The following is a 24,063-nucleotide window of genomic DNA, read 5'->3' on the forward strand; positions in this document are numbered from 1 at the left end:
AATATGTTATTGGCATCATAACGCAAATTGCATTGTGATCGACTTTTATCTGGTTTCAGCCTACTATGCAGGCGTCTGTTCACCTCTAATTTCTATGCTATCTCTATATGATTACTTTCTCTGATATTCAATTGCTACGCGGCGGTAAGCCACTCCTCGACCAAGCATCTGCGACTCTTCACCCTGGCGACAAGATCGGTTTGGTTGGTAAAAACGGCTGTGGTAAATCTACGTTGTTCGCCTTAATCAAGGACGAACTGTCTATTGATGCCGGCTCATTCAGCAAACCAGCCCATTGGGAAATGGCTTGGGTTGCTCAAGAAACGCCGGCATTAGAAAGAACAGCAATTGAATACGTGATTGATGGCGACCGTGAATACCGCGGCCTTGAAGATCAACTAGAGAAAGCGGAACAAGCCGACAACGGCACATTGGTCGCGGAGATCCACGGCAAGATCGAAACCATTGGTGGTTACAGCATCAAGGCACGTGCTGCAGAGTTGTTGGACGGCCTAGGCTTTAGCCAAGAACAAATGACATGGAACCTGACTCAGTTCTCAGGTGGTTGGCGTATGCGTTTGAACCTAGCGCAAGCCCTACTGTGTCGCAGTGACTTATTGCTGCTCGATGAGCCGACCAACCACTTGGATTTAGACGCAGTAATGTGGCTAGAGCGTTGGTTACAAACCTACCCGGGCACGCTAGTGCTTATCTCGCACGATAGAGACTTCCTAGACCCTATCGTCAACCGTATCGTCCATGTTGAAAACCAACAGCTTAACGAATACACGGGTAACTACTCATCGTTTGAAACTCAACGAGCGCAAAAACTGATCCTGCAACAAGCCATGTTCCAGAAACAGCAGAAACAAATGGCGCACATGCAGAGCTACATTGACCGTTTCCGCTACAAAGCTTCAAAGGCTCGCCAAGCGCAAAGCCGTATTAAAGCGCTAGAGAAAATGGAACAAGTGTTACCTGCTCAGTTTGATAACCCATTCAGCTTTGAGTTCAGAGAGCCAGACGCCCTACCAAACCCAATCATGATGATGGACGAGGTATCAGCAGGCTACGACGACAATCTGATTCTAGAAAAGATTCGCTTAAACCTAGTACCGGGCAGCCGCATTGGTCTGCTTGGTCGAAATGGCGCAGGTAAATCAACGCTGATTAAACTGCTTTCAGGTGAGCTGAAACAGCAAGGTGGTGAACTTAGCTATTCGCAAGGCGTCAAGATTGGCTACTTCGCACAGCACCAATTAGAAACGCTGCACCCAGAAGAAACACCGCTGCAACACATGATGCAGATTGCGCCTAAGCACACCGAACAACAGCTGCGTGATTACCTAGGTAGCTTTGGCTTCCAAGGTGAAAAAGCACTCGATAAAGTAGCGCCATTCTCAGGTGGTGAAAAAGCGCGTTTGGTATTGGCACTGCTGGTATGGCAAAAACCTAACCTATTGCTACTCGATGAACCGACCAACCACTTGGATCTCGACATGCGTCAGGCACTGACTTTTGCATTGCAGACGTTTGAAGGTGCAATGGTTATCGTATCGCACGACCGTTACCTACTGCGTGCAACCACAGATGACTTGTACCTAGTACACGATCGCCAAGTAGCACCGTTTGATGGTGACCTAAGCGATTACTACAAGTGGCTAACTGAACAACAAAAAGTTGAGCGCAAAGAAGCACAAGCATTGGCACCAGCGAAAGATGGCGCTAACAGTGCAGCTGCGAAAAAAGAGCAGAAACGCAAAGAAGCCGAGTTCCGTAAACTGACTGCACCACTGCGCAAAAAGCTGACTCAATTTGAAAAGCAGATGGATAAGCTGACGCAGGCTCTTGAAGAAGCCGAGCAAGAATTATCCGACACTTCACTGTATGAAGCTGAAAATAAGGCTAAACTGAATAAAGTACTCGCTCTCCAAGCGAGCAGTAAGTCACAGCTAGAAGAAGTTGAAATGGATTGGATGTCCACTCAAGAAGAGCTTGAGCAGATGGAACAGGATATGGATAGCTTATGAGCCCAGAGCACGCCCCAATATCACTAACACTGGAACGACTATGGCAATTTAGCCTTCAGTATTACAGTGTGCGCGGTGTAAAGGATGCGTGCTTAGCTTTGCAAAACCAGTTCCACGGCAACGTCAATCTACTGCTGCTTCTCAAATGGCTTGATGAGCAGCAACTCTCCTTTGCTCAAGAAGAGTGGCACAAAATACAACAATGCTTAAGCCGCTCTGAAACCTTGCTCCATAGTTATCGAGAACTGCGCAAACACCTCAAGGCACACGTTGTTGATTCACTCTACCGTGAAGCCTTACAGTTCGAGTTGCAGCTTGAGAAACAACAGCAGTCCGATCTCGTCGATTGTATTAACGGCCTAGAGTTGTACACCAATCAGCAATCGCCTCTCGCATTTCAATACTGTCGTTTATTAGGGGCTGAAAACCTCTACGACGCATTTTCTGAACCAGCACCTCAGCCCTAACCCGTTTCCTTTCCCTTTTATTCAATCAAGATCCAAGCTTGTCTGAGCGGTATCGCTATCGATGTTTACGGCATAGCGGTGACATACTATCGGTAAAACACGCCACTCATACGCCCGTTAACAAGCCTAACTCCGATATTATTCAATCAGTTATCCATGCCATATTTTTGTTGCCCGTATCAGTGAAACCCTTGCGCTTATGCCGAGAATCAACCAAGCTCAAATAAAAGCGTGGGCGTTTCACCAAAAGTTCAACACCTTACCAAAGCCCATAAAAGAAGCATGGACTGTTTTTATGACAATATTTACTGCAGCAGCTGGCCTATCTAATCCGCACTTACAAACCTTAGTGCCACGATTTATTAGAAAGCAGGCGTTGTTCAAACCTCAATGGCAAACCTTAGAAACACCCGACGGTGATTTTCTCGATCTTGCTTGGAGCGAATCGCCAGATGGCGACAATCCAAATAGTGACGATATAAAGAATAAACCAATATTCGTTCTGTTCCACGGTTTAGAAGGCAGCTTTGAGAGCCCTTATGCCAATGGACTAATGAATGCGTTTGCTAAAGATGGTTGGCTGTCGGTGATGATGCACTTTAGAGGCTGTAGCGGAAAGCCGAATCGCTTGGCTCGCGCATATCACTCTGGTGAAGTTGAAGATGCTCGCTTCTTCCTAAGACATCTACACGCTCAGTTTCCTAATAACCCAAAGGTGGCGGTTGGTATCTCCTTAGGCGGAAACATGTTGGCGAACTATTTGGCGGAATACGCAGATGATCCACTGTTGTCTGCAGCAACGATAGTCTCTGCACCCTTTGACTTGGCCTGTTGTTCAAGTCGCATAGAGCGCGGTTTCTCGAAACTCTATAAGAAGTACCTGCTTAACTCACTCAAATCGAATGCGTTGAAAAAGGTGAAGCTGCTGCAAGAAAAACTCGACATCACAGCGGAATCCATCAAGAAAATAGACAAGCTGTATGAGTTTGATGAGCGAATTACTGCCCCCCTGCACGGCTTCAAAAACGCGCAAGACTACTACGCACAGTGCTCCGCTCTTCCTAAACTCAATAAAATCAAACTACCGACACAGATCATTCACGCCAAAGACGATCCTTTCATGACCGATGATGTAATTCCAAAATTCGTCCTACCGGATAACATCGATTATCGCCTGTTTCAGAAAGGCGGCCATGTTGGGTTCATCACTGGTAGCACTCTCAAACCACGATTTTGGTTAGAGGAAGCCTTACCTGCGTATTATGAAAGTATCCAAGGCTCAGCATAACGACGAAGCCTTGCTAAATATAAACACGAAACCTTGGTAAGATAGCGCAGCCTCAAATTGGGGTTGTACTAACGACATCACTAAACACACTCATCAACATATCAATGAACATAAAAGAGAGAAGTATTTATGATCATCCCATGGCAAGACATCGCGCCAGAAACACTGGAAAACCTCATCAAAGAATTCGTGCTACGTGAAGGCACAGACTATGGCGACGTTGAGATCTCACTGCAAAACAAGATTGATCAGGTGAAACATCAATTAGCTTCTGGTGACGTGAGCATCGTGTTTTCAGAACTGCACGAGACCGTTGATATCCAGGTGACCAAACGCTTCTAGGCTGCGCTTAGAAAGGAGCCGTGTTATAGTGGAAAACGATTGCTAACAAGTAAGTTACTCAAACGACAAGGGTTGTCATGTCCGCTAAACATCCAATTATTGCGGTGACGGGTTCATCTGGAGCCGGCACCACCACTACCTCAGAAGCCTTCCGCAAAATGTTCAATATGATGGACGTGAAGGCTGCTTGGGTTGAAGGGGATAGTTTCCACCGATTCACTCGACCAGAAATGGATGTCGAGATCCGCAAGGCGCGCGAGCAAGGTAAGCACATTAGCTACTTTGGTCCACAAGCCAACGACTTTGGTGCATTGGCAGAGTTCTTCCGTCAATACGGGAACGAAGGCACCGGTAAAGTACGTAGTTACCTACACACCTTCGATGAAGCTGTTCCTTATAATCAAATGCCGGGCACCTTCACGCCATGGCAAGATATCCCTGAAAATTCCGATGTGATGTTTTACGAAGGCCTGCACGGCGGTGTGGTTGATGGCGATATCAATGTCTCTCAACACGTCGACCTACTGATTGGCATGGTACCTATCGTAAACCTAGAGTGGATTCAAAAATTCGTTCGTGACACACGCGATCGTGGCCACTCTCGTGAAGCGGTAATGGACTCCATTGTGCGTTCAATGGATGATTACCTTAACTACATTACCCCGCAGTTTTCACGCACACACATCAACTTTCAGCGTGTTCCAACCGTAGATACATCGAACCCACTCAACGCCAAAGGGATTCCAAGTTTAGACGAAAGCTTCGTAGTTATACGTTTGCGTGGCATCAAAAACGTCGATTTCCCTTACCTTTTGGCAATGATTGACGGCTCATTTATGTCTCGTCATAACACGCTAGTGGTGCCTGGGGGCAAGATGAGTTTTGCTATGGAGCTCATTGTAAGGCCAATCCTACAACAACTCATCGAAACCGGAAAAATAGGTTAACAAAACGACATTCTGGTTGATTACTTTTCATACCGTGATCATGTGCACAATTTTGCGTAAAAAATCGTAGCTTGGTCACGATTAAAATCAAGAAATAGTACCTGAAAAAGGATACTATTCTTAAACGAAACACAAGATAGCTTGCAGCGCTCAACGAGTGCTCTTATCCTACAAGCCAATCCAGGCTTAGCTAAAATACGGAAAGCGGCAAGCATACCCTGCAGAGGAAGTGAGATATTATGGTTCTAGGTAAACCTCAAACCGATCCAACATTAGAGTGGTTCCTTTCACACTGTCATATTCATAAGTACCCTTCAAAAAGTACTTTGATTCATGCTGGTGAAAAGGCAGAAACCTTGTACTACATCGTTAAAGGTTCTGTGGCAGTTCTTATCAAAGACGAAGAAGGTAAGGAAATGATTCTTTCTTACCTAAACCAAGGCGACTTCATCGGTGAGCTAGGCTTGTTCGAAGAAGACCAAGAGCGTACAGCTTGGGTTCGTGCTAAATCTCCTTGTGAAGTAGCTGAAATTTCTTTCAAGAAATTCCGTCAACTTATCCAAGTGAACCCAGACATCCTGATGCGCCTTTCAGCTCAAATGGCAAGCCGCCTACAAGTAACTAGCCAAAAGGTTGGTGACTTAGCGTTCCTTGACGTAACAGGTCGTATCGCTCAAACGCTACTAAACCTAGCGAAACAGCCAGATGCAATGACTCACCCTGACGGCATGCAAATCAAGATCACACGTCAAGAGATTGGCCAGATCGTTGGTTGTTCTCGTGAGACAGTAGGTCGTATCTTGAAGATGCTAGAAGAGCAGAACCTCATTTCTGCACACGGTAAAACTATCGTGGTATACGGCACTCGTTAATCTAGATTAACCGAGCCAAAAATTTGAAAGCCACCAAATGCAAATTTGGTGGCTTTTTTATTATCTGTTCATCATTCCTCTAGATCAGAACGAGTAAAGACATGACATTAACGCCGAGTCAGTAAAACTCAGCCGTTAACAGTTTAACCATTGGTGCTTTCGAAGATCTTGTCCGCCGATGCTGCGACAAAACCGGTGTAAAGCTCACCATTCGCCATCGCATAACGCTTAGCGAACTCATAGAAGCCTCCAGGAATCATCTCATTGCCTTCAACAAATGAAACTGGGACTTTGTCTGCCATTGTTGATGATTGCTCTAATAAGACCTCTGGAGAGCCTTTAACCTCACCACCAGATGCATTGATAGTGAAACCCGATTCGCTCAGATGGTCATTCACAGCCTGAACTTCATCAAAGGCATTGAGTTGGTTTACGCTTACCGTAAAGTGGTTGGCACCATAGCCATGAGCCGCTAACCAAGACGCGTATTCACTCTCTTTTGCAAGCACTTGGAAATCTGCGAAGCTTAAATCCCAAAGGCGTCCGCCAAACAGGAATTCATGACCTTGTAGTTTGCTTGCATCAACTTGCTCAACGAGCTTAGCAACGATCTGTTGTAACTCATTTGAACACTCTTCTACCTTCAATTCACTAATGAACACTTTTGGCTGTTTTGGATCTGGGTGCTCGTAATGTTTCGCGACTAGCTTCTTGCTCTCAAACAGGTAATCGCCACACGCTTTATAACCTAGCTCAAGGAAAGGCTTAGCCAATGTTTCAATTCCTAGCGGAGCAACATTAAAAGTACGCAGCGCAATGTGATCGTTAATCAGCGCTTCGTCTTCTTTCAGCAAGTGATGTACTTTCTCAGCCGATGGACAAAGCCTATGAATGTAATCATCCCATAGTGATTTAAAGAGTAGATCGGGCGTCATGGTGACTCCTTGTCAGAGGTTCTAGCAAGCTAGTGATTTGGATTAGAAAGGGAGAGGCTGGACATAGAGTCAGCAGCCATCAGCCTGTGACATACTTGTTCTATTATTATTTACCGCCCAATCTTGATGCTGAGCGTGGTTAAAATAAGGAAGCGATACGCCGCTTCCTTATCTCATAACTAATGAATGAGCTTTAGCTCAATATCAATCTAAACTACAGCTCGATACCTGGGCTAAACGTAGCTGGCAGTTGAGTTTCACCGCCTTCCATTGAAGCCATTGGGTAAGCACAGTAGTCCGCCGCGTAGTAAGCACTTGGGCGTAGGTTGCCTGAAGCACCCGGACCACCAAATGGTGCATCACCACTTGCGCCTGTGAGTTGGCGGTTACGGTTAACAATACCCGCACGGATATGGTCAACGAAGTATTCCCACTCAGAATCGTCTGTCGATACTAAACCAGCAGACAAACCAAAGCGTGTGTCGTTAGCTAACTCAACCGCTTGCTCTAGCGATTGGTAACGAACCACTTGTAGCAATGGACCGAAGTACTCTTCATCTGGTAGTTCAGCAATGTTGGTTGCATCGATAATACCCGGAGAAACAAACGCCGCTTCACCCGCTTTTGCTTCGACTAGGCTTACACCACCTAGCGATTGCAGATTCGCTTGTGCATCTAAAATAAACTTAGCAGCTGCTTCTGAGATCTGTGGGCCCATGAAAGGTGCAGGTTCAGCGAAAGGCTGATCAACACGAATCTTTTGCGTAGCCGCGACCAACTTATCGATCAGTAGGTCGCCCTTCTCACCAACAGGAACATACAGGCGACGAGCACATGTACAACGTTGACCTGCACTGATGAACGCCGATTGGATAATGGTGTATACCGTTGCATCCGCATCACCGTATTGGTCACTGATCACCATAGGGTTGTTGCCACCCATCTCTAGTGCCAGCATCTTGCCCGGTTGACCCGCAAATTGACGATGCAGGATATGACCCGTATTCGCACTCCCCGTAAATAGCACGCCATCAAGACCTTTAGCATCAGCCAGTGCGATACCTGTCTCTTTAGCGCCTTGCACTAGGTTTATTACGCCAGCAGGAAGACCTGCTTCTTGCCATAGCTTCATTGCGAACTCACCCGTCCAAGGTGTCTGCTCTGAAGGTTTGAATACGACAGTGTTGCCCGATAGCAAAGCTGGAACAATATGACCGTTAGGTAGGTGACCTGGGAAGTTATAAGGACCAAATACCGCCATCACGCCCAATGGACGGTGACGAAGTACGATTTGGTTGCCAGCCGCTTCGCGTGAAGCTTCACCAGTACGCTCGTGGTAAGCACGGATAGAGATAGCGATCTTGCCCGCCATCGCGCCCGCTTCAGTGCGAGTTTCCCAAATAGGCTTACCCGTCTCTTTTGCGATAATTTGCGCGATCTCTTCGCTGTTCTCTTTCACTTTTTCCGCGAACTTCAACACGATCGCTTCGCGCTCAGCAAAGCTCAGCTTTTTCCAAACTAGAAACGCTTCACGAGCTGCTGCTACTGCAGATTCAACCTGTGCTGGTGTTGCACTATCACCTTGCCACACTACTTCGTTGTTGTATGGGCTTACTGATGTCATGGCGTCACCTTGACCAGCCACCCATTGTCCTGCTATCCACTGAGTCATACTTCTATCCTTAAAATCTTCGACAGATAATCGCCGCTCTTATTGAGCCAACATGCGAACGTATTCGCCTTCTTTTACTTCAAGAGCGCTTGCTACTTCAGATGATAAAATCACTGTGTCGCTTGCTTGGTCATACGCACCTTTCGCGGCTACTGCGCGAAAATTCTCAAACGAGGTATTACCAATTAGGAAGTCTTTAGAGCTAGAGTGCTCTGCAATTTGAACCTGTGCTCGAATTGAGTGACGCACCGATTCAATGTTTCTTAGATCACACTCAACCGTTGGGCCCGCATCAAAGATGTCGACATAGCCACGGTTAGTGAAACCTTCGCGTTCTAGCAACTTCAGTGCAGGACGCGTATTGTCATGAACCTCTCCAATCACTGCCTGAGCTTCTTTGCTCAATAGGTTCACGTAGATAGGTAGCTTAGGCATGAGATCTGCAATGAAACCTTTTTTGCCAATACCGGTTAGGTAATCGGCAACCGTGAAATCAATCGAGAAGAAGTGCTCTTGCAGCCATTGCCAGAAAGGAGAATTGCCTTCTGCATCCGATACACCACGCATCTCAGCAAAAATCGTTTTCGAGAAACGCTCAGGGTGCTCAGACATGATCAAGAAGCGACATTTCGACATCAAACGACCATTCAATCCACCACGGAAAGCCGGACGTAAGAACAGCGTACAAATCTCGCTGCATCCCGTGTAGTTGTTACCGAAAGTCAGCAGCTTCACGACGTTATTCACGCCAAGCTTTTGCGATGAGTGAACCACTTTACTGATGTGGTAAGAGTAAAACGGAACGTCCCAACCAATTGAAGCTTCAATGCCTGTGGTACCAGCAACTTCACCGGTTTCTGTATCGAAGCCAACCATTAGGTAGCCTTCGTCACCAGGTTCAGTCACGTCTTGCTTGGCAAAGCTGTATTCAGAGTGAGTAATACGGTTGGTTAACAGTTCTTCGTTAACCGGAAGAGATGTGAATCCATGTCCTGACTCAACGGCGCAGGTATGCAGCGCATCGTAATCAGATAGTTTTATTGGGCGAACAACTAGCATCAATATTCCCTCCAGATGCAAAATAGGCCCAAAACCAGAAGCTTGGGCCTTTAGCAGAACGTCATGGGGTCGCTCTAGTGGCGATCATTCCTATGACGCCGCTCAGGCTAAACTAGCGTAGCGATTGCTTTGTCTAGTTTTGATAAGCCTTCTTCAATTTCTTGTGTAGTGATAACCAGTGATGGAGTAAAACGAACCACGTTTGTACCCGCAACCAGTACCATCAAGCCTTGTTCGCCTGCTGCTACTAATACGTCACGTGCACGTCCTTGCCATTCGTCGTTGAGTGCAGCACCTAACAATAGGCCTTTACCACGAACTTCACTGAAAATTTGGTACTTGTCGTTAATCTTAGCTAGGCCATCGCGGAACAGAGCTTCGCGCTCTTTCACGCCAGCCAGAGTTTCAGGTTGGCTAACTACATCAACCACCGCTTCTGCTACTGCACACGCCAGTGGGTTACCACCGTAAGTAGAGCCGTGTGTGCCAACTTTTAGGTGTGTCGCAAGTTCAGAGGTTGTGAGCATTGCGCCGATAGGGAAACCACCACCTAGAGATTTTGCTGTGCTCAAGATGTCTGGTGTTACACCTAGACCTTGGTAAGCATAGAAATTACCAGTACGGCCATTACCTGTTTGCACTTCATCAAAGATAAGCAGTGCATTGTGTTTGTCACACAGTTCACGAACTGTGTTCACGAATTCAGACGTTGGAGAAATGATACCGCCCTCGCCTTGCAGAGGTTCCATCATGATGGCACAAGTGCGATCAGAGATGTGTGCTTCTAGCGCTGCAATATCATTGTAAGGCAGGTGAGTTACATCGCCCGGTTTAGGACCGAAGCCATCAGAGTAAGCTTCTTGACCACCCACAGTTACAGTAAAGAAAGTACGACCGTGGAAACCTTGTTTGAATGCAATGATTTCAGATTTCTCAGGACCATGAACATCCGCCGCCCAACGACGAGCTAGCTTTAGAGCTGCTTCATTCGCTTCCGCACCAGAGTTTGCAAAGAATACTTTTTCTGCAAAACATACGTCTGTTAGCTTTTTCGCTAGACGGAGTGCAGGTTCGTTGGTCATCACGTTACTTAGGTGCCAAATCTTGTTTGCTTGCTCAGTAACGGCGTTAACCATTGCCGGGTGACAGTGACCCAAACAGCTCACAGCGATACCACCAGCAAAGTCGATATACTCTCGGCCTTGTTGGTCCCAAACGCGTGCGCCTTCCCCTTTTACCGGGATCATTTCCATTGGGTTATAACAAGGCACCATCACCTCATTAAACAGACTACGTTCTACTTTATTTTCCACTGTCATCGTACATTCCTTCTCGATACCGCAAGCTTCGCAAATAAGCGTAATGGTTCATAAGTGAGACAAAGATATTTTGTCTCGCCATAATCCCGGTGCAGCATTATATTTACATTTAATTAACCTTTTCAATAGTAGATTATTCTTTAGCCATCCCTAACAACCAGCTAAACGTCACTACCTATGACTATTTATGCATCAATTAATCTGTTTTATGAAGCTTTTTTTACCTAAACGTATAACCAGCAATAGCAAAGCCTTACTGGCAAAGCGGTATATAAGGTTCGAGAGGAAATAAGGCGAATAATTTTGCATAGGCTAAAAACTTAGCGAAGCGAGAGAGAAATGTTATAAAAAGTGATCGGCGTCAGAGGGAGAGAGACGCGTAAAGCCCGAATTTAAACGCTTAACGAATGGACTGACAGGTTTAACTGGCTTATTTAGACGGAGAAAGGGTCAAATTTAAACACTCAGCGTGCTAGGAAGTTAGCGAGAAGCTGGTGTCCTTGCTCTGTTTTAATCGATTCAGGGTGAAATTGCACCGCATCAATCGGCAAGGTTTTGTGTTGATAACCCATGATCTCATCCATGCTGCCATCTTCAAATTCCGTCCAAGACGTCAGTTCAAAGCAGTCTGGTAGCGTGCCATTTTTCACCACGAGTGAGTGGTAGCGTGTCACGGTCAACGGGTTATTCAATCCGTGAAAAACACTCTTGTCATTGTGGCGTATCGGAGAGGTTTTACCGTGCATCACTTGTCTGGCTCTCACCACTTCACCACCAAACACTTGAGCAATGGCTTGATGACCAAGACACACACCTAAGATCGGCAACTTACCAACGAAGTGTTCAATGACTTGTAGAGAGATTCCCGCATCATCCGGTGTACAAGGACCCGGCGAAATAACAAGGTGACTAGGATTCAGCGCTTCGATACCAGCAATATCAATCTCATCGTTGCGTACAACTTTTACAGTTACCCCTAACTCACAGAAATACTGATACAAGTTATAGGTAAAGGAGTCGTAGTTATCGATGATAAGTAACATGGGTCGAAATCGTTTGCTAAATACTAAAGGATTGGGAGATATAGGGGCGGTATTGTGCAATACCCATAGCGAAAGGCAAGTGGAAACTGCATTTCGCCAATAATTAAGGTCAACCTAGGTTGACCTTAATTGTTTACAGATAGCCTTCAGTTATCTGAATTGGCTTACTTGTATGGCTTGCCAATCTACTGACGATTTAGCTACTTGCGACGACGCCACATTACTAGGCCAAACAATGACATCAATGCACCCAAGCCGAATGAACCGCCGACTCTTAACTCAAGAACCGCAGGATCATGATCCGATGAACGGAAGTGATCTTGGTACTTAGGCAGATCGCCTTTGTACTCTTCGTTGTAGTCAAACAACGTCGATTCACCACCATTAATGTGCCAGTCCGTTGCATCCACCACCATGTCTTTCAGGCTGTCGCTGATCAACAGGTGATCCAGTGCACCCACTTCGTCATTGTATGAGTAGCTCCAGCTGTCTGGGTGTTTTTGAGCGCCAGCATTAATGTAGCCGTAGTTCTTAGTAATCACCGCACCGCTATCACCAAACTGTTCAACACCATCAATGTAAGTGTTACGAGCCGCTTTGATTTGTTTGCCGTATTTCTCTTCAGAGTAATCCGTTAGCACCAGCATTGGATCTTCCATGCCGTACGAGTTCATATCACCCAGAATCACTTTGTGACCTTTGATGCCATCAAGCGCTTCACCCAGTGCCACCGCCGCAGCCACACGGAAGTTCTCACATGAGCCTTGCTTGTCGGCATCAACACCACCTTGACCGCCCTGCTCAACTGGTGCTGCATCTTCCCAACACTTAGAGCCTTTCGATTTAAAGTGGTTAATCGCTACAGTCAGTTTCTCTTTGGTGCCTTTGACCTTGAAGGTTGGCGCTAATGAGTCACGCTGGTAGTTCTTACCGTCCTCAATCACCTTACCTGAATCGTCTAACACCTCTGGTGCTTGTTGGCTTGGCATCGCGATAACGCGGCTGTCTTTTAGCTTAACTACCTTCTTACGGTAAATAACACCCGTTGTGATTACGTCAGTACCAATCGAGTCCATCTCGTCGGTTACGCCATCTTCATTTGAATCGACAGCGACAAACGTATAACGGTCTTTCTTACGCTCAATGCGGTCATTCAACTGATTAACAAGCTGTTGAATAGCAGAACCTTCACCAAAGCCGTTGTTCTCAATTTCCATCAAACCAATGATGTCAGCATCTAAACGAAGAATCGCGTTCACAATCTTCTCTTGCTGCATTTCAAACTCAGTGATGGTGTTCGCGCCACGGTTGTTGCCGTGCTGGTTCGCATCACCGCCAAATGGAGAGTTGAAGTAGTTCAGTACATTGAAGGTCGCGATACGTAGATCACCTTCATCCATATCTGGTTTGTCAGTACGTGGGTCGTTACGAACGAAATTTTCAGCCGAGATCTGGTTAGTCGCAATTAAACGGTATTCACCGTAGCTGTATGTCAACACACCTTCTAGTCCGACAATAGTGTCATCGATACGGATGTAGTCTTCGGTCGACCCATCTTGGTCGATGTCGGTACGACCAAAATCTGGGTAGAAAGGAACTAGACCATCACCCGCTTTTTGATCGGTTTCAACGAAAAGACGACGATCAGCGTTGTCTTCTGTCTGCTGTTTCGCGTCATTAGAACCTGCTGCGAAAAGCTGGTTCGGTTGCATGTTGATACGCTCATGCGCCAATACCATGTTGTTGCGACGACCTGCGTAGTCATAACCAAAGGTACGCGTCACACGCATATCAAGCGCTTCGGTTGTTTTTACCAACATGCCTTCGTAACGTTCAAGCGTTGCAGCGAAGTTCTCATCACTGTCCAGCGCTTCAATCGCTGTCGCTTCAGGGGCTTGTTGTTCGCCCTGCTTTAGCCATTGGTTGTTTTCAACTTTAAGCTGAGTGTGGCTGTAGTATTCTTGAACCTTGCCTTTCACACACACCACATCGCCTGCTGCTAAGTCTGAGCTTGACTGGTTAGTGTGAATAAATAGACCTTCAGAGGTGCTTGAGTTGAAGTCATCCTCAAGTGCTTGCAGGTAGAAGCCTTTGGTTAAGCCGGTTGTTACTGCGCTAACCACACCTTTGACGAAGTACTCATCGTCGGTGATGTACGGGTAGCCATCGATGAATGGCGATGTAGCGCCCTCACCTTGGATTTCTTGAATGGTTGTGAATACTGGGTCAGAGCCATCTAGCGTACAAGCGAAGGCTTCTGGCAGCTCAACACTGTCTAGTGAACCTAGTCCTTCAATGCTGTCTTTTGGTAGTGATACCCACTGTGAAGCGTCAAACGTCGCCGAAGGTGTTTGCTCAGCTCGAACCAAGGTAACGTCTTTGCCCCAGTCCACATCACCCATAACACCGATCATATCCAGCACGCTTGAGTCGGAATTCAGGATAGCCAGTGGATCGTCGCCATTATGATTAGCCAATGAAGCATTTAGAATGTCAGCGACTGCTTTAATCTCATCACTGGCACTGGTATGAGCAACAACAAGCACCTCACCGGGCGCTAAAACGTGGCCATCTAAAGGTAAAGTGGCGCCCCATGATCCGTTGCCATTGGCTGACTTAGCCAATGAGTAACCATCTAAGTTAATGCTGCTATCGCCGTTATTGGCGATCTCAACCGCTTTGTTGTAGCTGCCGCCTTCCACATATTGTGAAATAAACAAATCAGCGTGTGCGCTTGTGGTTAACAAGCTACCAATTGCCACTGCTAGCAATGAAGGTTTGTGTAAAAGAGCCATCCGTTTCACCTGAGTTCATTGATTTATAGTCACTGCCATCTATGGGCAGTCATTGTATTTTGTGGTAACTATCAGGTTTATTTATGAAAGGAATAAGTCAGTTGGCAAGAAAATGAGGAACTTATCACTTTGGAATCATCAATTGTTTGGCACGTTATATATTTCCAACATATATAGAAACGAGTGTGAATTTATAAAACCTAAAAGTGCTGAATAAGATCATCGGCACTGCATTAATATGATGGATATGCTAGCCAGATACTGCGTAAATCATCAATTCAAACAAGGGGTTTTCGAGGAAGGCAAATGGAATGGGCACTAAAAAGCCCAAAGTAAACAAAAGTTACCTTGGGCTCAAACTTTCAAGCGAGTCGTGTTAGTTCAACCTATGGGCGAGTAACAAAACCTACTGCTTCGTATGCTTTCTTCAATGTTACTGCAGCACGCTCAGACGCTTTTTCAGCACCCGCTTTCATTACTGCGTCCATGTAAGCGCGGTCAGCACGGATACGGTGATATTCAGCTTGAATCGGCTCAAGCATCTCAACCAATGCTGCGCCTACATCCTTCTTGAATGGACCGTACATCTCAACACCTTGGTACTGCGCTTCGATCTCTTCAAACGTTTTACCCGTCGCTGCTGAGTAAAGACCCATCAGGTTAGAGATACCCGCTTTGTTTTCCCAATCGTGAGCAATACGTGGTGGGGTTTCTGCATCAGTTTGCGCTTTGTTGATCTTCTTAATGATCGACTTAGGCTCTTCTAGCAGAGTAATCACGTTCTTACGGTTATCATCCGACTTAGACATCTTCTTAGTCGCGTCTTGCAGGCTCATTACACGTGCATTCACTGTTGGAATGTAAGGTTCTGGCACTTGGAAGATTGGCGTTTCAGGGCCGTAGATGTTGTTAAAACGAGTTGCGATATCACGCGCTAGCTCTAGGTGTTGTTTCTGGTCGCTACCTACTGGCACTTGGTGAGCACCGTAAAGCAGGATGTCTGCAGCCATCAACACTGGGTAGTCGTATAGGCCTACGTTTACGTCGTTTGAATGACGTGCAGACTTATCTTTAAACTGAGTCATACGGCTCAGTTCACCCATTTGTGTGTAACAGTTAAGAAGCCAACCAAGTTGAGCATGCTCTGGTACGTGTGACTGAACAAATAGCGTGCTCTTCTTTGGATCAACACCGACAGCAAGACAGATTGCTAATGCGTCTAGAGTCGCTTCATGCAGTGCTTTCGGGTCTTGACGAACCGTAATTGCGTGAAGGTCTACAACACAGTATTGGCAATCGTAATCATCTTGCATCTGTTGCCATTGACGTAGAGCACCCAAGTAGTTACCGATACTTAGTTCACCAGATGGTTGAACACCACTCAATACGATGGGCTTGCTCATGGTTTTAATTCCTTTGCTTATTCGCTAAGTTTATTGAACGCTTAGCTTCTTAACTTAAATATAGAAAAGCCGCACAGCTCTTTCTGCGCGGCTCATCCAGTGTACTCATTGATAAGTATTTTGCTAGTGGGTTAGCTAACTTTTGTACGCTTTATGCTGAAACTAGAACGACATCTAGTAATTGAGCAACGTTATCCGCCACATAGTCAGGGTTTGATGCTGAAATTAGCTCACCGTGATTGTAACCGTATGTCAGACCAAACGAGTGACAACCCGCATTCTTCGCCGCTTTGATGTCGTTGCTTGAATCACCAACCATCAACATCTCTTCCGCTTTAACGTTGTGCTTTTCTAGCAACCAGTTCAGCGCGACTGGGTTCGGTTTTTTCTCTGGGAAAGAGTCGCCGCCCAAGACATCAACAAAGTACTTATCGATACAGTGTTGCGCCAGAACGTCGGGTACAAACTTCGATGGCTTGTTAGTCACAAGCGCCATAGTAAAGCCCGCTTTATGTAGCTCAGCCAGCGTCTCTTTTACTGATGGGTAAAGGTGGCTCAGCTTGTGGCCACCCTGTTCGTAAAAATCATCAAACAGGATGCGCGCTTTCTTCAGCAGCTCAGGCTCTAGGCTTGGGTCAACGGTTAGGTTGCGGCTTAATGAACGACCGATAAGCACGTCAGCACCATTGCCAACATAGTCGCGAACTTGTTCTTCACTCACTGAAGGGAAGCCTAGCTCCTGACAAGCTTGGTCAGCTGCGACAGCCAAGTCAGGCACGCTGTCTAACAAGGTTCCGTCCAAATCAAAGGCAATCAGTTTTATTGAGCTTAATGACATCTTACTTTCCTATTAATTATATTCGTCTTATGTGTTGAGCAATAAGACGTAAAAAAGGGGCCAATCAGCCCCTTTATCTAAATTTTTGATTTTAGGTCAACTGACCCTAGTTCTACTTTTATGCGTTAACTTTTGCAAGCTCTGCACGCATCTCATCAATCACTTCTTTGTAATCTGGTTGATTGAAAATAGCAGAACCCGCAACGAACATATCCGCACCCGCTTCTGCGATTTCACGGATGTTATCAACCTTCACGCCGCCATCAATCTCTAGGCGAATGTCACGGCCTGACTCATCAATTAGCTCACGAACTGCACATAGCTTATCTAGCGTGTGAGGAATGAAAGATTGACCGCCGAAGCCAGGGTTCACCGACATCAGTAGAATCATGTCGACTTTGTCCATGATGTAATCTAGGCAAGATAGTGGTGTTGCAGGGTTAAGAACCACACCCGCTTTACAGCCGTGTTCTTTGATGAGCTGTAGAGTACGATCGATGTGCTCTGATGCTTCAACGTGGAAGGTAATCATTGATGCACCCGCTTTCGCAAACTCAGGCACAATGCTGTCGACTGGCTTAACCATTAGGTGAACATCGATAGGAGCAGTAATGCCGTAGTCACGCAGAGCTTTACAGATAGGCGCGCCAAAAGTCAGGTTAGGTACGTAGTGGTTGTCCATCACATCGAAGTGCACAACATCAGCACCAGCTGCCAACACTTTTTCTACGTCTTCACCAAGACGAGCAAAATCTGCAGACAAAATCGATGGAGCGATTAGAAAATCTTTCATACCAAACCTCTTAAGAGTGAGTAAATTGCGAATGTCACCGCCTTGGTGATATCTCATACACAAATACAAGACTCAAGCCCAAGACTATTTGGTGTGCAATTCTACCTAAGCACCTAAGCAGATCCTAGCAGTTCGAAAGATTAGTTTAAGAAAGTATCCGTTGGTCACTCAATTTAATGAGTTTGGAGGCGATTCTGACCAGACCTATTCCGTTGATACTTGTTGCTGGTTTTTCTCTTTATGGAAAAGCGCCAGTAACTCATCAACTTTATTACGCCCAGCGCCGTTACGGCTGATGGTGCGCTTCACCTTCACCACGTTCAGTTCCGCACCATGATATAAGCGACGCGTTAGTGTCGTATCGTGGTTTGAAATCAAAACTGGAATACCACGTTCCATTGCAGCTTTTTCAGCGACATCAGCCAAGGCTGCCTGATCATCTAAGCTGAAGCCATTACCTGCATAAGAGGTAAAGTTAGCGGTATTCGATAGCGGTGCGTATGGAGGATCACAGTAAACCACACAGCCTTTGCGAGCACGGCTGAAAGTTTCATGGTATCCCTCACAAACGAAGGTGGCCTTTTTCGCTTTCTCAGCAAAAAACTCCAGTTCGGCTTCTGGGAAGTAAGGTTTTTTGTAAGAACCAAACGGAACGTTAAAACCGCCCTTCTTGTTGTAACGACATAGGCCATTAAAGCCAAAGCGGTTCATATACAAGAAGGCAAGCGAACGATACATGACGTTGTCGGTATCGTTGAACTGAGCGCGAATATCTAGAAAGGCTTCTTTGCGATTGTTCTCAGGACAGAACCAACGCTTCGCTTCCGTGATATAGGTTTCAGGATCGGTTTTAAGTAGATTGTACAGGTTGATAAGATCGGGATTGATATCAGCTAGTAGGTACTGTTCAAAGTCAGTATTCAGGAATACTGAGCCGGCACCGACAAACGGTTCTACCAATTTACGAGCAGGTGGCAGGTGACGTTGGATGTCTTCAACTAGGCCATATTTACCACCAGCCCATTTTAGAAAGGCACGCTGCTTTTTCATTTACTGCTCTATCTATCAACACAAAAATAAGGCTGCGGAATGTAACATATTTTGAGGCTAAGCTCAGGGTTATTTCGCACGTTCTATCTCTCGATGCACTTGATTCATCGATTTTGCCCAAGGTTCCAACTGTTGAAGGGGTTTTGATAACGCACTTACCGCGTCTCTCGCCACTTGAATCGTTGGGTAATCTTGATAAGTGATGATAAACCACTTGGTGTCGTTACGAAGTGTTGGGTAGATACGAACCTTGTTCTCAAGGTCATACTCTTCAATGAAGGATTGCACATCTTCCAGTGAGGTCATCGCACTCAACTGCAAGGTATACGCGCGTGGCGAGATAGCTTGTAACTCTTCACGAGCAAATGAGAAGGTGATCTTTTTGGTCGGTGGCGTTGAATCAGTTAGGTCTGACTCTTCATCGACTGTTGGTTGTGGCTCGGCTTGTGCTGCATCAGGTTGTGCGCTAAACGCTTCCCCTGTGTTTTCCTCAACTGCCGCATCAATCGCGCTAGTATCGGCACTCTCAGGTTTATCATCAAGCAGAGCATCAACCACATCAGAGGTGATCACAACGCGTTGCTGATCTTGCTCGACTTCTCCAACACTCGCGGTATCTTCAACGACAGTCGGCGGCAGAGACGAACTATCATCATCCGCACCTTGGTAACTCATATCGGTTTCAGCTGCAGAGTCCACAGCTCCATCGACGCCAGTTTGTTTCGTGCCACTTTCCACTTCAAAGGTTGGGATAGCCGTCTGTTCAATCGGTGCAATAAGCGACTGCGCTTTATCGTCTGGTGTAGGTTGACTGAACATCCACCAATAACCACCACCAATTAACAACAGCAACAAGGCTACCACAATCGCGATATTGATTGGTGAGCCAATAATTGAGCGAATAATAATCCTTTTTTCCACTTTCAATTCTCCTAAAGCCATTAACTCTCCGGGCAGAGGTTGCGCTTTACTAAACGCACGTCGCACGCGAGTTTCAGACTCATCATCAACATATCGAATCACCAGTGATTCAAAGAAATGTTCAGCTTCTGGTTGCGAAAGGTCATCGATTTCAAGATCGATAGGCTTGTGTTGTTGGCCGTAACTCAGACGTGTTAATAACGTGTCTAAGTGACCCGTATCCGAGAAGAGAACGATATTGATCGTCCATTGAGGGTTTGATTGAGCTTCCAGTACCAACATCCATAATTCGGATACCAATAGCTCAGAGAGTCGGTGGGCATCATCAACAACGATAACCACATTACACGAATCCCCATCCAGTAACCGAGTGAGGCTATCAGATAAAGAGTCATGCTGATTAAAGAGTGGATCTGAAACAATTTGGCTAAGAATAAGCGCGCGGCGTTGTTGATCGTCTTGGCTTGGGTGACAAAGCAGTAAGCACTGATTTTTTTCTGTCGACCACGCTTCAAGATAACGCTGAGCTAACCAAGAACGGCCTGAGCCAGTTTTACCAGCAACCGTTACTAGGTTTGAACCAAAGTTAGTCAAAAGCTGTAAGCGCTCTAGCAGCTCAACTTGAGATTCTAACTCTAATACTCTTAATTCATGAGCCAAACTCATTGGGGATCCCTACTGATAAGATCGATCAGTAAAACACTCAGTTACCTAGAGTTTAACTAAGCAACCTCACAACCAAATTTAAAGAGTACGGCAGAAATCGATCGCTTGTTTAATGATGTCTTGAGGCACATCAGCGACCACTTCAGCAGTACCAATACTTGTTGGTAATACCAAACGTAACTGACCAGACAGCACTTTTTTATCGCGCATCATGTGCTTCATAAAGTCTTCAAAAGACATGCTTTCTGGCGTATGGATTGGCAGTTTCGCATTCTTGAGTATAGAAATAATTCGCTCAAGTTGCTGCTGAGAGATCAGTCCCTGTAATTGCGCAGTTTTCGCTGCCATTACAGTGCCTGACGACACAGCTTCACCATGTAGCCAATTACCATAGCCTAGTTCTGCTTCGATCGCATGACCAAATGTATGACCTAGGTTCAATAACGCTCTGATTCCTGACTCTTTTTCATCTAGAGCCACCACTTCCGCCTTAATTGCACAACAACGAGCAATTGCGGTAATCAGTGCCTCTTCATCAAGTTGATAAAGTTTCTCTAGATTTTGTTCCAACCAATTAAAGAAGGCTTCATCGTAAATGATGCCGTATTTGATCACCTCAGCAATACCCGCTGCAAACTCACGTTCTGGAAGCGTTGATAAACAGTTAGTATCGATGATGACAGATTTCGGTTGGTAAAAAGCGCCGATCATATTCTTGCCAAGGGGATGGTTTACTGCGGTTTTACCACCGACAGAAGAGTCCACTTGAGAAAGAAGTGTCGTTGGGATTTGAATGAAATCAATACCGCGCTGGTAACAAGAAGCAGCAAAACCGACCAAGTCACCGATAACACCACCACCTAAAGCAATCACCACCACATCGCGGCTGTAATTTCCTTCAAGCATGTAGCTCATCACTGAATTGAACGTTTCAAGGGTTTTGTACTGTTCACCGTCTGGCAACTCTAAAAGAGAAGTCTGACAGCCGACTTGATCCAATAGCGATATAATTTTATCAGCATAAAGAGGCGCTACTGTCACATTACTGATAACAACAACTTTCTGTTTGCCTGATAAAAAAGAAAGGTACGCCGGGTCTTCAAATAACCCGGCGCCAATAGAGATTGGGTAGCTACGCTCAGCTAGATTGACCGTAATCCGTTCCATGGGTTTGCTCTCCGAAAAAATGAACTTAACGTTCTTCTAGCATTTTTACGATCTGGTTGGCTACCACTTTTGCACTTTGGTCGTCAGTACGAACTGTGTAGTCCGCCACTTCTTCGTATAGTGCGTTGCGAGATACAGCTAGATCTTCTAGCACATCACGCGGGTTGTCTGTTTGAAGTAGAGGGCGTTTCTTGTCGCGGTTAGTGCGAGCAAGTTGCTTTTCAATTGTTGTCTCTAGGTATACAACAATGCCTCGTGCAGATAGACGGTTACGGTTTTCTTTGCTCAGCACTGAGCCACCGCCTGTCGCAAGAACAATACCTTGTTCTTCTGTCAGATCGTTGATTACAGATTCTTCGCGCTTACGGAAACCATCTTCGCCCTCAACATCAAAAACCCATGCGATGTCTGCGCCAGTGCGCTCTTCGATCACAGTGTCAGAGTCTAAAAACTCCATATGAAGTTGGGAAGCTAGGTGTCTACCAATTGTACTTTTGCCGGCGCCCATTGGGCCAACAAGAAAAATATTGCGTTTCTCAGCCATGTTTTTAGCAGTAATTTACAACGTTAATTCAATGACATCGCCACAAGGTAGGTCAGTACAAGTACTGAAATTAAAAGGCCCGTGGCACCGATTCCTCACAGATAATTCGTGATAAGACCCGAAATTATCAAGGTTAGGTGCCACTAATGCAACTTTATTTTTAATCTAATTGTTCATTACTGAATCACAACTTTAGGCGTGACAAAAATAAGCAGTTCACTTTTACCCACATTTTCGTAGCTTCGACGGAACAATGCACCTAACAAAGGTAGGTCTCCTAACACAGGAACTTTATCGACTGTGCTGCTCACGCTGTGTTGAAATATTCCACCAAGAACGACCGTTTCACCATTATTAACAAGCACTTGCGTACCTATTCTTTGGGTGTCTATCGCGACCGCTTCCCCAGTTCCGGTTTTTACCACTTGGCCGGGTCTATCTTGAGTCACACTCAAATCCAACACCAAGCGATTGTCGGGCGTTATCTGCGGCGTCACTTTAAGACTCAATACCGCTTTCTTAAATGCGACCGATGTAGCACCACTTGAAGAGGACTCTAAGTAAGGAATTTCAGTACCTTGCTCAATATAAGCGGGCTTTTTATTGGTGGTGATTAAGCGTGGGCTAGAAATGATCTCAGCTTTCGACTCTTGTTGCAGTGCCGACAGTTCAAGGTCGAGCAAAGTATCCGAACCAAGCTTGGCCACCTGAAAGGCAATGCTTGATGCATTCGGCGATGTCGCCCCCAAGTTAACGTTGAGGTAGTCATCAATCACACTGTTGCCGCCATCATCGTCATACGGCGTGATTTGTGATGGATAGTTGCCTTCTATTGAACCGCCAACGGTGAAGCTTCCGTTGGTCGAGGAAGCTCCCCAGCGCACACCAAGCTCATCAAGATTACCCTCAGTAACGGTTACGATACGCGCCTCTATTTGCACTTGCTTTACTGGGATATCCAAGGATTCAATGATGCCTCGTATCACGGCAATGTTCTCTTCCAACTCACGAATCAACAGAGAGTTGGTACGCTCATCAATAGTAATAGAGCCCCGATCAGACAACATACTCACCGCACCCTCACCGCCAATCATGTCAGCGATGTCGGTGGCTTTAGCAAAGTTGATCTTGATGATTTCTGATTTGAGCTCTCCCAACTCCTCTTCCAAACGAGATTTCTCTAGTGCTTGCTGCTCTCGAAGGTCTAATTCCGCTTTTGGCGCAACCAAGATGACATTACCATCCACGCGCTTATCCAAGCCTTTAACTTGCAAGATAATATCGAGAACTTGCTGCCAAGGTACGCCATCTAAACGTAAAGTCAGGTTACCCGCGACCGAATCCGACACGACAAGGTTGAAGTCGTTGTAGTCAGCGATCAACTGAAGGACGTTTCGTACTGGGATATCTTGGAAGTTAATTGAGATCAGCTTGCCCTCTTTCTCTAGGATGCCTTTCTCAGCTGTCGTTTCATCGATAGCTGGCTTACTGATCACCACCTCAATGAAGCGACCTTTTAGATTGTATTCATACTGGTAGTCATTATTGATGGTCGCGAGAAGCCGAGTGCTCGGTGTCTCTTTGTAGACTTCAATCCCTTCAACTAAGGTGGCGAAATCTTTCACATCCAGAAGGTAGAGTTTATCGTCATCAACTTGAGTATTGAGTAACTCTATGCTCAAGCCTTCCTGAGCTCGCTGCACATCGACCACCGCAGTGGTGGTGGCTAGCTCAATAATGATGACGGCGTCTTTATCCTTATTAACCCTAAAATCAATATTCTCTAATTTATTAGGCAAGCTCTCTGCGTGGCTGAGCACGCTAAAAACCAACATCACAGACACAGCAAAACCTTGTAGAGCCTTGCTCACTAATCCACTTATTCCTTTATTCATATTTACATCTCATATCC

The 24,063-nt window shown here is 45.9% G+C and carries 20 protein-coding genes; 6 read left to right on the forward strand and 14 right to left on the reverse strand.

What is annotated here, in order from left to right:
• Nucleotides 1-107 precede the first annotated feature (107 nt).
• The 6 genes from L1D22_RS18205 (at nucleotide 108) to crp (ending at nucleotide 5,946) form a co-directional block, all read left to right on the forward strand.
• Entirely contained in the window at nucleotides 108-2,030 is a 1,923-nt protein-coding gene (locus L1D22_RS18205) for an ABC transporter ATP-binding protein (RefSeq protein WP_017632111.1), read from the forward strand.
• Entirely contained in the window at nucleotides 2,027-2,497 is a 471-nt protein-coding gene (locus L1D22_RS18210; protein ID WP_239830772.1) for a TIGR02444 family protein, read from the forward strand. The genes L1D22_RS18205 and L1D22_RS18210 overlap by 4 nt, the downstream gene beginning before the upstream one ends.
• Nucleotides 2,498-2,792: 295 nt before the next feature.
• Nucleotides 2,793-3,785, forward strand: a complete 993-nt coding sequence (locus L1D22_RS18215; protein ID WP_239830773.1) for a hydrolase — start codon at nucleotides 2,793-2,795, stop codon at nucleotides 3,783-3,785.
• Nucleotides 3,786-3,914: 129 nt separating this feature from the next.
• Entirely contained in the window at nucleotides 3,915-4,127 is a 213-nt protein-coding gene (locus tag L1D22_RS18220; protein ID WP_136974327.1) for a YheU family protein, read from the forward strand.
• Nucleotides 4,128-4,204: 77 nt separating this feature from the next.
• The gene (locus tag L1D22_RS18225) at nucleotides 4,205-5,074 is read left to right on the forward strand and encodes a phosphoribulokinase (protein ID WP_239830774.1); all 870 of its coding nucleotides are present in this window, start codon (nucleotides 4,205-4,207) and stop codon (nucleotides 5,072-5,074) included.
• A 239-nt stretch (nucleotides 5,075-5,313) separates the two neighbouring features.
• The gene (crp, locus tag L1D22_RS18230; RefSeq protein ID WP_004410522.1) at nucleotides 5,314-5,946 is read left to right on the forward strand and encodes a cAMP-activated global transcriptional regulator CRP; all 633 of its coding nucleotides are present in this window, start codon (nucleotides 5,314-5,316) and stop codon (nucleotides 5,944-5,946) included.
• A 143-nt stretch (nucleotides 5,947-6,089) separates the two neighbouring features.
• Here the strand turns inward: crp and L1D22_RS18235 are convergent, their stop codons facing one another.
• From L1D22_RS18235 to L1D22_RS18300, 14 genes are all read right to left on the reverse strand, one after another.
• Nucleotides 6,090-6,881 (reverse strand): DUF1338 domain-containing protein, encoded by a 792-nt coding sequence (locus L1D22_RS18235; protein WP_239830775.1) that lies wholly within the window; start codon nucleotides 6,879-6,881, stop codon nucleotides 6,090-6,092.
• Between the two features lie 214 nt (nucleotides 6,882-7,095).
• On the reverse strand, nucleotides 7,096-8,553 hold the full coding sequence (gene astD / locus L1D22_RS18240) for a succinylglutamate-semialdehyde dehydrogenase (protein ID WP_239830776.1): 1,458 nt from the start codon (nucleotides 8,551-8,553) through the stop codon (nucleotides 7,096-7,098).
• 39 nt (nucleotides 8,554-8,592) lie between these two features.
• Nucleotides 8,593-9,612 (reverse strand): arginine N-succinyltransferase, encoded by a 1,020-nt coding sequence (astA, locus tag L1D22_RS18245; RefSeq protein WP_239830777.1) that lies wholly within the window; start codon nucleotides 9,610-9,612, stop codon nucleotides 8,593-8,595.
• A gap of 107 nt (nucleotides 9,613-9,719) precedes the next feature.
• Nucleotides 9,720-10,931: an aspartate aminotransferase family protein gene (locus L1D22_RS18250; protein WP_017632103.1), complete on the reverse strand. Its 1,212-nt coding sequence runs from the start codon at nucleotides 10,929-10,931 to the stop codon at nucleotides 9,720-9,722.
• 464 nt (nucleotides 10,932-11,395) lie between these two features.
• Nucleotides 11,396-11,974, reverse strand: a complete 579-nt coding sequence (locus L1D22_RS18255) for an aminodeoxychorismate/anthranilate synthase component II (RefSeq protein ID WP_239830778.1) — start codon at nucleotides 11,972-11,974, stop codon at nucleotides 11,396-11,398.
• Between the two features lie 200 nt (nucleotides 11,975-12,174).
• Nucleotides 12,175-14,769, reverse strand: coding sequence for an ExeM/NucH family extracellular endonuclease (locus L1D22_RS18260; protein ID WP_239830779.1), 2,595 nt, complete (start codon nucleotides 14,767-14,769; stop codon nucleotides 12,175-12,177).
• Nucleotides 14,770-15,155: 386 nt separating this feature from the next.
• A complete protein-coding gene (gene trpS / locus L1D22_RS18265) occupies nucleotides 15,156-16,172 on the reverse strand; it encodes a tryptophan--tRNA ligase (RefSeq protein WP_016796005.1) in 1,017 nt (338 codons plus the stop codon).
• A gap of 151 nt (nucleotides 16,173-16,323) precedes the next feature.
• The gene (locus L1D22_RS18270; protein ID WP_239830780.1) at nucleotides 16,324-17,010 is read right to left on the reverse strand and encodes a phosphoglycolate phosphatase; all 687 of its coding nucleotides are present in this window, start codon (nucleotides 17,008-17,010) and stop codon (nucleotides 16,324-16,326) included.
• A 118-nt stretch (nucleotides 17,011-17,128) separates the two neighbouring features.
• A complete protein-coding gene (rpe, locus tag L1D22_RS18275; protein WP_239830781.1) occupies nucleotides 17,129-17,803 on the reverse strand; it encodes a ribulose-phosphate 3-epimerase in 675 nt (224 codons plus the stop codon).
• Between the two features lie 204 nt (nucleotides 17,804-18,007).
• On the reverse strand, nucleotides 18,008-18,853 hold the full coding sequence (locus L1D22_RS18280) for a Dam family site-specific DNA-(adenine-N6)-methyltransferase (RefSeq protein WP_239830782.1): 846 nt from the start codon (nucleotides 18,851-18,853) through the stop codon (nucleotides 18,008-18,010).
• 69 nt (nucleotides 18,854-18,922) lie between these two features.
• A complete protein-coding gene (locus L1D22_RS18285; RefSeq protein WP_239830783.1) occupies nucleotides 18,923-20,440 on the reverse strand; it encodes an AAA family ATPase in 1,518 nt (505 codons plus the stop codon).
• A gap of 78 nt (nucleotides 20,441-20,518) precedes the next feature.
• Complete coding sequence (gene aroB / locus L1D22_RS18290) at nucleotides 20,519-21,607, reverse strand: 3-dehydroquinate synthase (protein ID WP_239830784.1); 1,089 nt, start codon at nucleotides 21,605-21,607, stop codon at nucleotides 20,519-20,521.
• A 25-nt stretch (nucleotides 21,608-21,632) separates the two neighbouring features.
• On the reverse strand, nucleotides 21,633-22,151 hold the full coding sequence (gene aroK / locus L1D22_RS18295; RefSeq protein ID WP_009848907.1) for a shikimate kinase AroK: 519 nt from the start codon (nucleotides 22,149-22,151) through the stop codon (nucleotides 21,633-21,635).
• A 176-nt stretch (nucleotides 22,152-22,327) separates the two neighbouring features.
• The gene (locus L1D22_RS18300) at nucleotides 22,328-24,046 is read right to left on the reverse strand and encodes a type IV pilus secretin PilQ family protein (RefSeq protein WP_239830785.1); all 1,719 of its coding nucleotides are present in this window, start codon (nucleotides 24,044-24,046) and stop codon (nucleotides 22,328-22,330) included.
• Between the last annotated feature and the right edge of the window lie 17 nt (nucleotides 24,047-24,063).

The organism is Vibrio sp. Isolate34, from assembly GCF_022397915.1.
In the GTDB taxonomy this organism is placed as follows: domain Bacteria; phylum Pseudomonadota; class Gammaproteobacteria; order Enterobacterales; family Vibrionaceae; genus Vibrio.

Bases quoted from the DNA above. Each gene is read 5' to 3' on its own strand.
- L1D22_RS18205 (WP_017632111.1), top strand. From the start codon at position 108: ATGATTACTTTCTCTGATATTCAATTGCTACGCGGCGGTAAGCCACTC.
- L1D22_RS18210 (WP_239830772.1), top strand. From the start codon at position 2,027: ATGAGCCCAGAGCACGCCCCAATATCACTAACACTGGAACGACTATGG.
- L1D22_RS18215 (WP_239830773.1), top strand. From the start codon at position 2,793: ATGACAATATTTACTGCAGCAGCTGGCCTATCTAATCCGCACTTACAA.
- L1D22_RS18220 (WP_136974327.1), top strand. From the start codon at position 3,915: ATGATCATCCCATGGCAAGACATCGCGCCAGAAACACTGGAAAACCTC.
- L1D22_RS18225 (WP_239830774.1), top strand. From the start codon at position 4,205: ATGTCCGCTAAACATCCAATTATTGCGGTGACGGGTTCATCTGGAGCC.
- crp (WP_004410522.1), top strand. From the start codon at position 5,314: ATGGTTCTAGGTAAACCTCAAACCGATCCAACATTAGAGTGGTTCCTT.
- L1D22_RS18235 (WP_239830775.1), bottom strand. From the start codon at position 6,881: ATGACGCCCGATCTACTCTTTAAATCACTATGGGATGATTACATTCAT.
- astD (WP_239830776.1), bottom strand. From the start codon at position 8,553: ATGACTCAGTGGATAGCAGGACAATGGGTGGCTGGTCAAGGTGACGCC.
- astA (WP_239830777.1), bottom strand. From the start codon at position 9,612: ATGCTAGTTGTTCGCCCAATAAAACTATCTGATTACGATGCGCTGCAT.
- L1D22_RS18250 (WP_017632103.1), bottom strand. From the start codon at position 10,931: ATGACAGTGGAAAATAAAGTAGAACGTAGTCTGTTTAATGAGGTGATG.
- L1D22_RS18255 (WP_239830778.1), bottom strand. From the start codon at position 11,974: ATGTTACTTATCATCGATAACTACGACTCCTTTACCTATAACTTGTAT.
- L1D22_RS18260 (WP_239830779.1), bottom strand. From the start codon at position 14,769: ATGGCTCTTTTACACAAACCTTCATTGCTAGCAGTGGCAATTGGTAGC.
- trpS (WP_016796005.1), bottom strand. From the start codon at position 16,172: ATGAGCAAGCCCATCGTATTGAGTGGTGTTCAACCATCTGGTGAACTA.
- L1D22_RS18270 (WP_239830780.1), bottom strand. From the start codon at position 17,010: ATGTCATTAAGCTCAATAAAACTGATTGCCTTTGATTTGGACGGAACC.
- rpe (WP_239830781.1), bottom strand. From the start codon at position 17,803: ATGAAAGATTTTCTAATCGCTCCATCGATTTTGTCTGCAGATTTTGCT.
- L1D22_RS18280 (WP_239830782.1), bottom strand. From the start codon at position 18,853: ATGAAAAAGCAGCGTGCCTTTCTAAAATGGGCTGGTGGTAAATATGGC.
- L1D22_RS18285 (WP_239830783.1), bottom strand. From the start codon at position 20,440: ATGAGTTTGGCTCATGAATTAAGAGTATTAGAGTTAGAATCTCAAGTT.
- aroB (WP_239830784.1), bottom strand. From the start codon at position 21,607: ATGGAACGGATTACGGTCAATCTAGCTGAGCGTAGCTACCCAATCTCT.
- aroK (WP_009848907.1), bottom strand. From the start codon at position 22,151: ATGGCTGAGAAACGCAATATTTTTCTTGTTGGCCCAATGGGCGCCGGC.
- L1D22_RS18300 (WP_239830785.1), bottom strand. From the start codon at position 24,046: ATGAATAAAGGAATAAGTGGATTAGTGAGCAAGGCTCTACAAGGTTTT.